Below are 13,657 nucleotides of genomic sequence, written 5' to 3' on the forward strand. Positions count from 1 at the left end.
CACCGGCGTCAGCGCGAGAACGGCACTTACCCTGGCAGCGGATCGAGGTTGAGCATCATGTCGAGCGACCGCAGACCGTCCGCCCCGGTGAAGGAGCCGACGGAGTGGAAGCCGTTCTTCCGGTAGAAGCGAATGGCGCGTGGGTTGTCGGCGAGAACGCCGCCCCACAGGATGATCCTCCGCCTCCCGAAGCGCCGTGCGACATCCGCGACGAGCGGGAAGACCCGCGTTCCCACGCCTCGCCCCTGGTAGTCGTCAGCCAGAGTGGGGCCGAACCGGCAATCCGCCGGTCCAAGGCGGATGCCGGCCTCGCGGTAGCGCGCCAGGTCCCCGGGAGGGAGATCGAGACTGAACTCAAGGAGGCCGACGATCCTGCCGGACGGCACTTCCTCGAGCACCAGCCTGAGCTTGTCGTAACGCGCGATCGCGTCACACAGCTCCTGCGCGGTCGCGAGGCCGTACCCGTCGAACGTACTCAGGCGCCTCGATTCGTGCGACAAGCCCGCGAGGAACTCCGCCAGACGGTCCGCGTCGGTACGGACGAGCGGACGGAACACCACCTCCGAAGCGTCGTTCAGCGCCAGGCGACGTGTCAGGAGCAACGGATCGTCCGCGACCTCGGTCAGTGTGAGCACCCCGGCATCCCTCCATCCCGAGGACTCCGGCCCGGCTCAGGGCGGGACCCTGGGCCCTCCGCCGCCAACAGCTCGCTGCCGACCAGGAGGTGGAGTTGGGCCGCCAGCCAGGCCGCGGTGGCGTGCCGCCCTTTGGTGGGTGCGGGTCCGCCGTCGTCCTCGCACGCGTGGAGCACGGCACGCAGCAGGGCCGCCGCCCGGGCCAGCCCTGTCCGGTTCAGCGCGGTCGCCGCCTCGGCGATGCGGACGCGCGCGGGACCGGAGGGCCGCCGCAGCCCGCTGTGGGACAGCGCGGCAAGAGCCGATATCGCCTCGTCCAGAGCGGCGGTCAGCGGGTCCGGCGTCCTGGGCACCGCCCCGGCCGGAGCGGAGGCGCCGCCACCCGGCGCCAGGTCGGGCACGGTCACCCCGTCCGGGGTGAGCACCGCTATCGGGTCGATCCGGATCCTCCCGCCCGCCCGGACCACCGCCCCGCTGACATGGGTGGCGCCCCGCTGCAGAGCGTCGGCCAGCGCGTCCAGCGCCCCTGGGCACCGGGGCCGGTACTCCGACGTGACCAGTGCCGGATTCCCCGCCCCGTCCCGCACCGCGGCCTCCAGGCGCTGTTCGCCCGGGTCGTAGCCCACGTTCCCGACCTCGGCCAGGGCGACCACACGGACCGACTCGGCCTCCACGCGCGGCCGGAGCAGCCGGGGTGGCCGGCCCTCCCACGTCGCGGCGAGCACCGAAAGGTCGTCGACGAGCAGCGGGGCCGGCAGCCGCGTCCAGGAGGCGCCGACCGGGGTGATGCCGGTGGCACCGATGCGGCCCCTGGTGATGGTCAGGGAACGGCCGGCGGTGCGCCGTACGTTCTCACTGATCAAACTTCCGGTGGCCAGAGCCCCGAGGGTGGTGGACAGCAGCCGCCGCCCGGCGAGGTCATGGCCGGTGAGTTCCCGGCCCTCGGCGGCGTCCCACGTCCTGCGCAGCACCAGCACGGTCCCGGCATCGGGGTGTGCGAAATACACCTCGGCCACCGGGGCTTCGGCCGTGCCGCCGACCCGGCAGCCGAGCGAGGTGAGCCGGACCCGGCGCAAGGGGGTGTCCGCGGCCTCGCCGGTGCCGAGCGCTCCGGGTACCTCCGAGGCGAGCCGGCGGGCGTGGACCTCCGTCAGCAGAGCGGCGACGAGCTCGGGACGGTACGCGGCACCGCGGTCCGCGTATGCCGAGAGCTGGCCGGCCAGGTCGGCGAGAGCACCCGCCGGCCAGTGCAGTGCCTCGCGGGCCAGCGCTTCGCCGGCCCGCGTCAGCGCACCGCTGAGCACGGGACCGGCCTGGGCCACGCCCTCCAGCAGCAACTCGTCGGCCAGCGCGGCCGCCGCGTCGAGCCGCCCGGCGGCCGACCCGCTCCCGGCACCGGGCACGCCTGCGGCCGGGGTGGCGCTCCCGGCCCCGGCCGGAGCACCGTCGGCGGGGCGGCCGCCGACGCGGACGGTCACGGAGTGCTCGCGCGTCCCTGTCTCGTCGGCGGCCCGGAAGGCCCACACAGCGAGCGCGACGACCTCGCCGCGCAGCGCGGTGGCGGCGTCCGTGGTGGCGTACGCGACCTCATCCGGCACCGGGAAACGTACGGTGCAGGCGGGCAGTTCCACCCATGGTGCGGGGTGGTCGGCCGTGGGGCGGTGCACCACGGCGCCGTACCCCTGCTGGAAGGTGCGGCGCGCGGCGGTGAGCGGGCGGGCGCCCACGGCCTTGGCCAGCGCGGCGTCCGTGACCCCGCCGGGGGACCAGCCGGACACCGCCGGGGTGACGGGTCCGGACGCCTCCGCGGTCCGGCGCTGATAGGCGAGGACCAGGGCGATGAGGTGACGGCACACCCCCGCCGCGGCGCAACTGCACGTGCCGCCGTCCAGGCCGATGCCGGGCGGCAGAGCGGTGGTCGTTCTGTCGGGGAAGACCGCCCGCAGGGTCGCGTCGGCCTCGGTCGTGAGGTCGGGCACGGTGCCCGCGTCCAGCTCCTTGGCGGCGCGCTTGACGAGCCCCCGGTTGGCGAGCGTGGCCAGCGTGTCCGGAGTCAGGGCCAGCAGATCGGTCCGGACGCCGGAGTGCTCGGCGGCGGAAGCCGTCATCGTCCCAGCCTTTCCGCCACGAACTCCGCCAGCCGGCCCGGAGTCATCGCCCCGATGTGGGCCCCCGCCTCGGCCAGCAGGCCGGCGAGCTGCCGGTCGTAGTCCGGGTTCGCGTCCTCGTCGAGGGCCGCCAGCCCCAGCACGGTGGTGCCCTGCTCCACGAGCGAGCGCACCGTGCGGCGCAGCCGGTGGGCGTCGCCGCCCTCGTAGAAGTCGGTGATCAGCGCGACGATCGTGCGGCGCGGGTTCTCCACCAGCCCCGCGCCGTATGCCACGGCCCGCGCGATGTCCGTGCCACCGCCGAGCTGGACCCGCATCAGCAGCTCCACCGGGTCCGTCACGTCGGAGGTCAGGTCCACCACATCGCTGTCGAAGGCGACGAGATGCGTCTTGAGGCCGGGCAGCCCCCAGAGGCAGGCGGCCGTCACGGCGGAATGGATTACGGAGCCGGCCATCGAACCCGACTGGTCGACCAACAGGATCAGCTGCCACTGCGTCACATGGCGCCGGGCACGGGAGTGGAAGTGCGCGCGCTCGATGAGCAGGCGTTGCTCGGCCGGCCGGTAGTGGGCGAGGTTGGCCCGCACCGTGCGGGCGAAGTCGAAGTTCCTGGCCAGGGGTGTGCGGCTCGGCGTCCTAGAGCGGGTCCCGTGGAACGCCCGGCGGATCTCCGGCCGCAGCCGGGCCAGCAGTTGCGCGACGACCGACTCGACGATCCGCCGCGCCAGCCGCAGCACCTGGGGATTCATCAGGTGCTTCGTGCGCAGGACGGCCCGCAGCAGTGTCGCGCTCGGTTCGACCCGCTCCAGCACCGCCGGGTCGGTCACGATCTCCTGAATGCCGTACCGCTCGACGGCGTCGCGCTCCAGGCGCTCGATCGTCTCCTTGGGGAAGAGCCGGTGGATGTCGTCGAGCCAGTCGACAGCGGTCACGGGGGAGGGTCCGTCGCCGCCCGTGCGCGGAGTGTTCCCGGACCGGCGTACGCCCCGGCGCTTCAGGTCGGGGTCGCGGCCGTAGAGCCAGTCGAGCGCGGCGTCCTGGGCCGCCTGCTCCGCACCGAGCGGACCCGTGTGACGTTCGGCTGGGGCCCCGAGGACGAGGCGCCAGCGTTCCAGCCCCGCGTCGGGGGCGTCGGCGGGCGTGGGCGGGATCCCGGTGGAGTTCGGCTCCGGGCCTGCGGTGTGGGCGGTGGGCCGGGTCATGAGGGGGTGCCTCCCAGTCCGTAGCGGGTCAGAAGTGCGGTCACGTGGTCCTCCAGCGTCCCCGCGCGGGCGATCAGCAGCGGGTCGGCGGTGGTGCGCAACAGGGCACGCGCGGAGCCCCGTACACCCCGCCGTTCCAGCAACCGCTCGGCGATCCGTTCCCGTTCACGCGGGGGGAAGAACGCGAAGGCCTGGCGCAACGCGGGCAGTCCGGCCAGGAACGCGTCAGCGGGCAGTGCGCACATCAGGTCGTCCAGCACCCCGATCAGCGCCCCGCCGCCCGTGCCGGGAAGCGCGTCGACTCCGGGCGCGGCGTTCGCTCCGGGGGCATGCCTTCCTGGCAGAGCGCCCCTTCCTGGCAGAGTGCCCTTTTCTGGGAGGGCGCCCCCTTCAGGAGGCACGTCCGGGCCGGCGGCGGCCTTCGGGCGTTCCGGTGCCCCGTCCCCCGCGACTCCCGTCACTGCGTCACGGGCGAGCGCGAAGAGCCCGGCCAGCCAGTCGCCGAGCGTGTCCGTACCGGCCGAGGCCACCGCGCGTACCGCCTCTTCCGGGTCGTCCGCGCCACCGGACGCCCCACCCAGGATCCGGTGCAGGCCGAACGCGGCTCCCCGCAGATCGGCCGGCGCCTGCGCGTCGCGGCTGATGCGCCGTGCGACGGCTGCCACCGTCTCCCGGGTCGAGCCGAGCAACTCCGGTGCGTGCAGCACCGCGTCGCGCAGGGCGACCACGGCCCGCAGCCGGGGAAGGTCGACCCCGGCAGGACCGCGCGCGCCCTCCACGAGCCAGAGCAGACGCTCGGCCGCCCCGCCGATCACGGCAGCGAGCAGGGGACCGCGGGCCACCCCGTAGACCCGGTCGTGCCGCCACAGGCCCAGGGCCGTCGCGAGCACCTCGCCCAGCGGACCGGGCTGAGCCAGCTCGCCCACCTGACCCGACAGCGCGGTCAGCAATCGCTCCGAGAGGCCGCCCACCCCACAGAGAACGGCGTCGAACAACGCCCCGGCCAGCGCGCCGGCCCCCGCCTCCTCCCGCGCTCGTCCGGCGAGCGCCGCTGCCGCCGCCTCGGCCAGACTCGCCCCGTACGCCCCTGCCTCGACCAGTGCCGCGTCCCGCCCGGTCGTCGCCCGGGACTCCCAGCGTTCGGCGAACACCGGGTCGACGCCGTGCTCGGGGCCGGCCGTCCGCACCTGGCCGGGCACACCGAGCACCCGCAACCGGTGGAGCACCCGGCTGCGCTCCAGGTCCAACGGCACGGTGAGATCGAGCCGGAGGCGAGTGCCGGGACCGCCGTCGAGTTCCAGCCGGGCCAGTTGCTCCGCCACCTCGTGGACCAGCGGCGGAGCCGGTGTGCCGGGGTGGAGCCGCCCGGAGCGCTCACCGCCGCAGGCGGCCAGCATCTCGACGACCGCGGGATGGGCGCCCGCGCGGAGCGGGCCCCGGACGGTCCACGGCAGCGGCCCGTCCAGGTCGTCCGTGATCAGAGCGCCCGCGAGACCGTCCAGCACATCGATCCTGGCCGTCCGGGGATGACCACGCAGCGCGGTGAGCCCCTGGGCCAGACTGCGGGCCGCGACGAGATCGGCGGTGGACACGGGGTACTTACGGGCCCGCAGCCCCTCGACCACGGCGCGCAGCAACCCGTCGGCCGCGGCCTGCGGCCCCCGCTCCCACACCTCCTGGTAATAACCGGGTGACGGCATCCCCGCCTCGTACCCGGCGAACGCGTCCAGCCGGCGAAACGAGTAGGGGACGAGGAAACTCCCCGCTGCCGCCCCCGGAGGGGGCGCGGGCACCACCGGCCAGCCGTCCGCGTCCCGCGCGCCACCCTGCAGGTCGTCGCTGCCGTCACCCCCGGACGCCGCGAGGGCCCGCACAGCGGGTTGGTGGAAGCCGCCGGTCACCACCAGCACCGGCCGCGTACCCGCCGACGCCAACGCCGCCCGCACCCAGGCCGCCATGTACGCCTCGCGCGCCCGGTCCCCGGCGTCGGCCCGCGCGTCCCCCCTCACCAGTGCGAAGTAGGCGTCCAGCCGCTCGGCGATGCCTTCGTCCGGCTCCACCTCGAAGAGGCGGTCCCACAGCGCGTCGCAGGAGTCCACCGCGAAGTGCCGGCAGAGCCGCTCGGTGGCCTCCGCGTACCGGACCTCGGCGTCGGCGTACCGGTTGGTGCGCTCGGCGAACGCCGGATGCCACGACGGCAGATCGATGAAGCGCACCTGCGCACCCGCCGCCCGGCCCGCGCGCAGCGCGACCCACTCGGGGGAGTAGTCGCACAGCGGGGCCCACGACGTCGCCGTCCGCTGCCCGTCGCGGTAGTGACTGAACACCGCCACCGGCAGGGTGTGCCCAAGCAGCAGTTCCTCCAGCCGCCCGTTCATCTCGGCCGGTCCCTCCACCAGCACATGGGCCGGCCGGAGCTCCTCGATGGTGCGTTCGACGAGCCGGGCGCAGGCGGGGGAGTGGTGGCGCACCCCCAGGAACACGGCGGTCATCAGTCGGCCAGCAGATGACGCGCGTCGTACAGGGCCTGCCACTGCGGTGAGTGACGGCGCCCCACCTGCTGCTCCAGGTAGCGCCGCAGCCGGGCCAGGTCCTCCGGGCTGTCCTTCGCCGCCGTACCGGCCAGACACGCCACCACATCGGCCGCGCTGCCCGGCTCGCCGCGCAGGAACCAGCCGCGCACCCCCACCGCGTGCGCGACCGACACCGCCTCCGCGGTGCTCATCACCGCGGTGGGCCGGTCCCCGCCCCCGGCCAAGCCGTCCTTGGCCCCGGCCCCCGCCCGCAGTTCCCGGAAGGTACCGACCAAGACCTCCAGGACGTCCCGGTCGGGCGGCGGCTCCACGCCGGAGCGCCGGAGCAATGTGGTCACCTCGGCCTCGACCAGCGCCAGCTCGCTGTCGAGATCGGGGATCGGGAATACCGTCTCGAAGTTGAACCGGCGCTTGAGCGCCGCGCTCATCTCGTTGACCCCGCGGTCGCGGGTGTTCGCCGTCGCGATGACGTTGAACCCCTGACGGGCGAAGACCATGCCGTCGGGTCCGGTCAGCTCGGGGATCGCCACGACCCGCTCGGAGAGGAGGGACAGCAGCGAGTCCTGTACCTCCAGCGGGCAGCGGGTGATCTCCTCGAAGCGGACCAGCCGCCCCTCCGCCATGCCGCGCAGCATCGGAGCGGGTACGAGCGAGCGCGTGGAGGGGCCTTCGGCGACCAGCAGCGCGTAGTTCCAGCCGTACTTGATCTGATCCTCGGTGGTGGCGGCGCCGCCCTGCACGGTGAGGGTCGAGTCGCCGCTGACCGCGGCGGCGATCAGCTCGGACAGCAGGGACTTGGCGGTGCCCGGTTCGCCCACGAGCATCAGCCCGCGACTGGTCGCCAGGGTCACCAGCGCCCGGTCCACGAGCGACGGATTGCCGACGAACTTCCGGCTGATCCCCGCCGGCGGATCCCCGATGACGAACCGCCGCGCCGCGCGCAGGCTCAACTCCCAGCCCGGCGGCCGGGGATCACGGTCGTCGGCCCCCAGGGCGGCGAGCTCCTGCGCGTACCGGACCTCGGCGGGCGGGCGCTGCACAGGGGCCGCCGCCCGGTCCGTTCCGTCGGCCGGACCGGTGGAGGCGTGGTTCCGTACGGTCATGACGCGACGCCCTCGGTGAGTTCGGCCAGATCGGCGATCAGCTCGGACACGGTCACCGCGTCCAGTGCGCCGAAGCGCAGCTCGTAACTGCGGCTCATCCAGTAGTCGCGGGGCTGCCTGTCGAGCCAGACGGTCTCCAGGGTCTGGTCGGGGAACATGTCCACGACCCCGACCGCGATCCCCGAGTTCAGCGCGATCACCAGGTAGCAGTCGTCACCGAGCCGCTTGGAGATCCAGCGCTCCACCCCCGCGTCCTGCGGCGCCCCTCGCCGCCAGCCGCGGCGCTCCAGGCCGAGGACCTTGCCCGTCGGAACCTTGAGTCCCTCGAAGCGGGTCAGCCGGTGGTTGCCGGCCTCTTCTTCCGTCGGCGTGAACACGGCCCGCCCCAGCTGAGGGAACGGCTGCAGGATCTCGTAGTCCGCGAACAGCTCCGACCAGACGGGCAACTCCTCGCCCAGGCGCAGGGGATGGGCCAGGCGTACCGTCGCTCCCCCCGGGAGGGCGAACGCCTCGTCCTCGGCGTCGGCGAACGTGCGGTCCTCCGCCACCCGGAACGCGGTGGTTTCGCCGTCCGCCTCGCACAGCCACACCAGGCGTCGCACCAGGTGCCACAGGAGCGGGTGCCCGACGAACAGCTCGTCGAACTCCCGCGCCGTCCAGGACCGGCCCGCCACCATCGCGGCCTCCAGTCGGCGCACCTGGTCGGACGCCACCGTGCGCACGTCCTTCTTGAGGGCCATGAACCGCTTGCGTTCGGCCGGGGCCCGCTCCGCGTCGTCCCGGGCGCCCGGCTGGGGCAGGTCCTTGCGGCGCTTGCCGTCGCTGTCCTGGACGTACGGCCGCAACTGCTCGTCGAAGCCCACCGTGAACGTCCGCGTGCCGTAGTCGACGACCGTCGAACCGTCCGCGTCAAGACCGAAGTCGGGCACCAGGCGGTCGGCGAGCTGCTCGCCGGTGAGCCCGAGGCCCGCGGCCACTTCGGCGATCTTCTCCCCGGCCCGGACCTTCAGCGCCTTGAACTTCACCCGCTGGGAGATGCCGTGCAGATGCAGGAGCGCGACATCGCTGCCGATCGCCGCCAGCACGCCGAGTCCTTCGACAGCGCGGTGATGGGCGCCCTCACCGGGCCAGGCCCGGATCACCGGTGTCAGCCGGCGCACCGTCTCGTCGTCCCCGAGCCGGCCCAGGGCGTACAGCGCCCACGACTCCTTGGCGGGAAGGGAGGCGAGTCGCCACTGTTCGAAGAGGGCCCAGGCGAACTCGGCCAGCGAGGCGGCGTCCGCCGTCCGCGTGACCTCATCGAGCCCCGGATAGGGCTCACCGGGCCCGGACATCGCGAGCATCGTCAGGACGTTGCGCACCGCGGCCGTCGGCAGAGCGCCCCCCGAGGTGACGGTGATCTGCGGCAGCAGCGCCGGATCCGCCCACGCCGGCACCGTGGGGATGACGGAGGGCAGGGCCCGCTCCAGCGGACCGGCCCCCAGCAGCCGGGCCACCGCTTCGGCCGCCCGCGGGCCGTACGCCTCGGCGGCACGGCGCACGGTGGTGTCGCCGTGCAGTGCTGCGATCTGGACCAGGGCCGCCTCGGCGGCGCGCCGGGCCCGCCCGGCCTTGCCGACGGCGTCGGGCACCAGCAGCGGTGCCGCCCGGACGCCGTGCCGCGCGAACCAGGAACGGGCGGTGGCCGCCGTCGACTTGAGCCGTACCGCCCAGTCGGCCATGTGCCGGGCGACCGACTGGTCGGCGAAGGGCAGGAGCAAGGGCGCGAGGGTGGTCGGCTGGCGGGGAACGACGCGCAGCAGCAGCGGGAGCGCGGCGAGACCGAAGCGGGCGGCGATCGGCTTCAGCGTGTCGCAGCCGTCCCACAGGTCGGTCGGGTCCCACGTGGCGAGCAGCGGCGTGACCAGCTCCTCGGGGCCGTGGACGTAGACCCACGCCGGTTGCAGGTTCGACGCGTCGAGACCGTACCGCAACGCGGCGATGTCCTGCGCCCAGTCGCCCTGGCCCTGCCGCCGGGTGTACCAGCTGGTGGAAGCCGCCCACTGCTCCCGTTCGCCCGGCAGCCACTCGGCCACGGGCGCGCTGACAGCCGTCGGCACGGTCACGACCGCGGGTTCCGTCGCGCTCCGCCGCCTGGCCCACGGCGGGGCCGTCAGCACGGCCGGCAGGGCCTCGGCAGGCGCGTCGGCGATCCGGTCCGCCGGGGAGAGGAGCGGTTCGACGATCTTCGCCAGCGCGCCGTCCAGCGTCGGCAGCGCCGACTCCACGAGCGCGCGGTGGGCGGCGATGTGCCCGGGCAGCAACTGACGCGAGATGACCGACGCCGTACCGCCCTGGCCGCCCGCCTCCGAGGTGAGCAGACGCAGTGCCCGCACCGGATAGCGCTGCATCGCCTCCATGAGGGCGGGGCGTACATGTCTGGTGTCCGCGTGGTGGAGCAGGAGGCGGAACGCCTCGTCCGTCGGGAACTCCACGAGGGCGCCGGCGACCTGTTTGACGCTGTCCGCGGAGGCGTAGGCGCGATGCAGTTCCTTGCCGAGCAGCGGGACGACGGCCGTGCCGATGCCCTCGGCCACGGTCGCGAGCAGGGCCGTGCTGTGACCGACGACGGGCCCGTGCGCGAAGGCGGCGGCCTGTTCGGCGGAGTTGAGCGCGCAGTACACCAGGGAGAGGACGGCGTCGTCGTCTTCCGCGGTGACCTGGGGGTCCGTGCAGAGTCCGGCGACCCAGTCGGTCTCACTGGGCGCGATATAGGCTGTGACGATCTTGCGGTAGGGGTCGGTGCGGCAGCGGGACAGCGCCTCGATCGTGGCCTGGTACGTCTCCTCGTCCGCCACGGCGAGCAGCGACCGCACCCGGTCGGCGGCAGGCCGGCATGAGTCGGTCCAGTAGCCGCGGGGGGTCCGGGCGTGGGCTTCCAGCCAGGGGTCGTACCGCTTGAGGCCCCGCTGCGTCCAGTGAGGCTCGGTCAGGAACAGCTCCACCGTGGCCCGGGCCGCGAACGGCAGTCCGCCCAGCCGCACCCAGCTGTCGGCCCAGTGACCGGCACCGGGTGACGTGAGTCCGACGATCGAGGCCACGGCCGCCGCCCCGACCGGCGAACGGCTGCCGGCGAGGTGTCCCCGCACGTGGTCCACGAGTCCCGCGTCGCTGCGCGGCGCGTCCAGGAACTCCTGGATCCACGCCCTCTCCTCGGCTGTCCGTACCTCCACGGCGTCCAGCTGCCGTTGCTGGGCACGGGCCGGGGCACGCCCCACTCCGCCTCGCCGGGGGTGCAGTGAGCGCTGCCAGCCGGCCGGCAGCACGAAGATGTCCTCGTCGGGCAGCGCCGCGGGCTCCCGGCTCGCGTCCCCCGCCTCGCCCTCCTCCGGCCCGGCCGGTGTGCCCGAACGACCCGCGGACGGCACCGGCGCCGATGCCGCCACCTCCCGGTACCCCTTGCGTTCCTTCTCCGCGACCGACTTCGCCACCTGAGCGTCCGCCGCCTCCGCCGACGCGTACTCCTTCGTCTGCGTACGTCCCTCGCTGCCGCAGCGGCCGTACCGCACCGTCACCACGGCGCCGTCCGCCCCGGTCTCCCAGAACTTCGACGCGCTGCCCTCGACGTACTCCCAGCGACGCACAGGTCCGCCCCCTTCACACCCGTTCGACCCGTACTGCCACGGGCTTTTCGATCAGTGGTCCCACAGTAGGACCGACCACTGACAACGCAGCGTGACCGGGGTCCCGGGCAGGGAAAAGAGCAGGTCAGCCTCCCCCGCGCGAGCACGTGGGGGAGTTCGGGGCATGCGGCGGCGCCCCGCCCCCCGCCCGTACACCCGGGCGGGGTTCAGGGGGCGGAGACGGCGCGCGGTCCGCCGGCGGGCGCCCACGACGGCGCCACACCCGTCACCTGGCACACCATCAGGAACAGCGGAATGGGCGGGGTGTACGGGGTGCGGCTGTCGGGCTGGTGGATCAGCCGGGGCCGCACCGCGGGGACGCACGCCCCTCGTGCGTACGCGGACTGCGCGGGCCAGTCCAGATCGAGGTCGGAGCCGGAGGGGACGATCCACCACCAGCGCTCGGCGTCCGCGAAGACGCAGCCCGTACGCGGCAGATGCGACATGAGCCGGAAGCCGTAGCGCGCGGGCACGCCCACCGCGTCGCAGCCCAGGGTCGCCGAGAGGGCCGTCGGCAGCGGCAGTTGCACCATGCCGCCGCCCGGGGCGCAGCCGGGCTCGCGGGAGCGCCTGGTTCCGAGCAGATGGGACATGGCGTTCTTCAGCATGCGTGCTCCGAGCCGTACGGCAGTTCCGCCCAGACGATGCGGCCCGAGCCGTTCCCGGCGTCGCGGGACCCCCAGGCGCTGCACATCGCGTCGACGAGCAACAGGCCGCGTCCGTGCTCGTCGTCGGCGCCGGCGCCCAGCCGAGGGCCGCCCGGCTGGTGTCCCTGGTCCTGTACGGCTATGCGCAGCCGGCTCTCGAGGCAGCGCAGCTCGCACACGACGCGCGCGCTGGCGGTGTGCACCACCGCGTTGGTGACCAGTTCGGACACGATGAGGATCGCCGCGTCGTGGGCGTCGTCGTCCAGCCGCCACTCGTCCAGCCGGGCCCGCGTCAGCCGGCGGGCGCCGGCGACGGACTCCGGCTGCGCGGGCAGCGCGAAGCAGTACCGGAGCGCTTCCGCCCCGGGGCTGAGGTCCATGAGCCGGGGGATGAGCGCACTGCCAGGTGCCACGACCGAATCCTCACAGTGGGGGCTGTGTCACGCTTCGCGATCTTCCTGAAAAGGGCGGGCATGACGAGTGAACTGGTTCACTCACCAACTCTCTACCTGTCGGGAACACTTGGCAAGGGGCACTCTGAAAAATTCAGAGTGGCTGTGTCTTTGACGGCACGCACATGGCACACTGCTGGCAAACAGCGCATGGGGAGGTCTGAAGTGAGCGAACCGCGGTCCGCCCCGACCGTGGGTCAGGTCGTTCTCGGCAAGCGCCTGCAGGATCTGCGGGAGCGTGTCGGCCTGAGCCGGGACCAGGCAGCCAAGGTGCTCCGGGTCGCCCCGGCGACCATACGCAGGATGGAGACCGCCGAGGTCGCTCTCAAGATCCCCTATGTGCAAGCGCTCCTGAAGGCCTACGGGATCGCCGAGGAGGAGGCCGACGCCTTCGTCGACCTCACCGAGGAGGCCAACAAGCCGGGCTGGTGGCAGAGGTTCCACGACGTGCTGCCCGACTGGTTCAGCATGTACGTCAGCCTGGAGGGCGCCGCGAGCCTCCTGCGCATGTACGAGCCGCACTTCGTCCCCGGACTGCTGCAGACCGAGGACTACGCGCGCTCGGTGATGCGCACCGGAGCCGTCGGCCAGACCAGGCCCGAGGACATCGAACGCCATGTGGCGCTGCGGATGGAGCGGCAGTCCCTGCTGACCCGGCCGGACGCCCCGAGGCTGTGGGTGGTGATGGACGAGACGGTGCTGCGCCGCCCGGTGGGCAGCCCCGACGCCATGCGCGCTCAGACCGACCGGCTGCTGGAAGCGACCGAGATGCCCAACGTGACCCTGCAGATCGCCGAGTTCTCCACCGGCCATCACCCGGGCACCTACGGGCCGTTCGTCCTCTTCCGCTTCGCCGTCCCCGAACTTCCCGACATGGTCTACAGCGAGTACCTGACCGGGGCCGTCTACTTCGACGCGCGCCCCGAGGTGGCCTCCTACCTCGAGGTCATGGACCGCATGGCGGCCCAGGCCGCGACTGCACAACGCACGAAGGAAATCCTCCGGGACTTCCGCAAGGAGCTGTGATGACACCCATATACAACGGCATGCCGGCCGCCGATCTCGGCTCCGAAGGCTGGTACAAGCCGTGGAGCGGTGGCAACGGCGGCAACTGCGTCGAGGCGATGAAGCTCTCCGACGGAAGAATCGCCATGCGTCAGTCCGCCGACCCCGACGGTCCGGCCCTCATCTACTCCCACCGCGAGATCGCCGCCTTCATCCAGGGCGCCAAAGCCGGCCAGGCTGACTTCCTCCTGACCTGAGCCCACCGCGCGGACGGTTCCCGGTCGCCGCGCAACGGTTTCACCCTCTGTT

At 73.4% G+C, this 13,657-nt stretch carries 10 protein-coding genes; 2 read left to right on the forward strand and 8 right to left on the reverse strand.

Features of this window, described 5'->3' with window-relative positions; genetic code table 11:
- Nucleotides 1-26: 26 nt before the first annotated feature.
- The 8 genes from ABZ454_RS12850 to ABZ454_RS12885 all read right to left on the reverse strand — a co-directional run bounded on the left by ABZ454_RS12850 (nucleotide 27) and on the right by ABZ454_RS12885 (nucleotide 12,304).
- Nucleotides 27-635, reverse strand: a complete 609-nt coding sequence (locus ABZ454_RS12850; RefSeq protein ID WP_359537682.1) for a GNAT family N-acetyltransferase — start codon at nucleotides 633-635, stop codon at nucleotides 27-29.
- A complete protein-coding gene (locus tag ABZ454_RS12855) occupies nucleotides 623-2,743 on the reverse strand; it encodes a hypothetical protein (protein ID WP_359537683.1) in 2,121 nt (706 codons plus the stop codon). The genes ABZ454_RS12850 and ABZ454_RS12855 overlap by 13 nt, the downstream gene beginning before the upstream one ends.
- A complete protein-coding gene (locus ABZ454_RS12860) occupies nucleotides 2,740-3,945 on the reverse strand; it encodes a VWA domain-containing protein (protein WP_359537685.1) in 1,206 nt (401 codons plus the stop codon). The genes ABZ454_RS12855 and ABZ454_RS12860 overlap by 4 nt, the downstream gene beginning before the upstream one ends.
- A complete protein-coding gene (locus ABZ454_RS12865; RefSeq protein ID WP_359537687.1) occupies nucleotides 3,942-6,437 on the reverse strand; it encodes a DUF5682 family protein in 2,496 nt (831 codons plus the stop codon). The genes ABZ454_RS12860 and ABZ454_RS12865 overlap by 4 nt, the downstream gene beginning before the upstream one ends.
- Nucleotides 6,437-7,582 (reverse strand): AAA family ATPase, encoded by a 1,146-nt coding sequence (locus tag ABZ454_RS12870; RefSeq protein ID WP_359537688.1) that lies wholly within the window; start codon nucleotides 7,580-7,582, stop codon nucleotides 6,437-6,439. The genes ABZ454_RS12865 and ABZ454_RS12870 overlap by 1 nt, the downstream gene beginning before the upstream one ends.
- Entirely contained in the window at nucleotides 7,579-11,205 is a 3,627-nt protein-coding gene (locus ABZ454_RS12875; RefSeq protein ID WP_359537690.1) for a DUF4132 domain-containing protein, read from the reverse strand. The genes ABZ454_RS12870 and ABZ454_RS12875 overlap by 4 nt, the downstream gene beginning before the upstream one ends.
- Nucleotides 11,206-11,411: 206 nt before the next feature.
- Nucleotides 11,412-11,852 (reverse strand): hypothetical protein, encoded by a 441-nt coding sequence (locus ABZ454_RS12880; protein WP_356318540.1) that lies wholly within the window; start codon nucleotides 11,850-11,852, stop codon nucleotides 11,412-11,414.
- Nucleotides 11,846-12,304: an ATP-binding protein gene (locus tag ABZ454_RS12885; protein WP_359537692.1), complete on the reverse strand. Its 459-nt coding sequence runs from the start codon at nucleotides 12,302-12,304 to the stop codon at nucleotides 11,846-11,848. Before ABZ454_RS12885 ends, ABZ454_RS12880 begins: the two co-directional genes overlap by 7 nt.
- Nucleotides 12,305-12,508: 204 nt before the next feature.
- Here ABZ454_RS12885 and ABZ454_RS12890 point away from each other — a divergent pair, with 204 nt between their 5' ends.
- Nucleotides 12,509-13,369: a helix-turn-helix transcriptional regulator gene (locus tag ABZ454_RS12890; protein ID WP_356318544.1), complete on the forward strand. Its 861-nt coding sequence runs from the start codon at nucleotides 12,509-12,511 to the stop codon at nucleotides 13,367-13,369.
- Entirely contained in the window at nucleotides 13,369-13,605 is a 237-nt protein-coding gene (locus ABZ454_RS12895; protein WP_219567121.1) for a DUF397 domain-containing protein, read from the forward strand. Before ABZ454_RS12890 ends, ABZ454_RS12895 begins: the two co-directional genes overlap by 1 nt.
- Nucleotides 13,606-13,657: the final 52 nt, after the last annotated feature.

This window comes from Streptomyces sp. NPDC005803, from assembly GCF_040630435.1.
Taxonomy (GTDB): Bacteria; Actinomycetota; Actinomycetes; order Streptomycetales; family Streptomycetaceae; genus Streptomyces.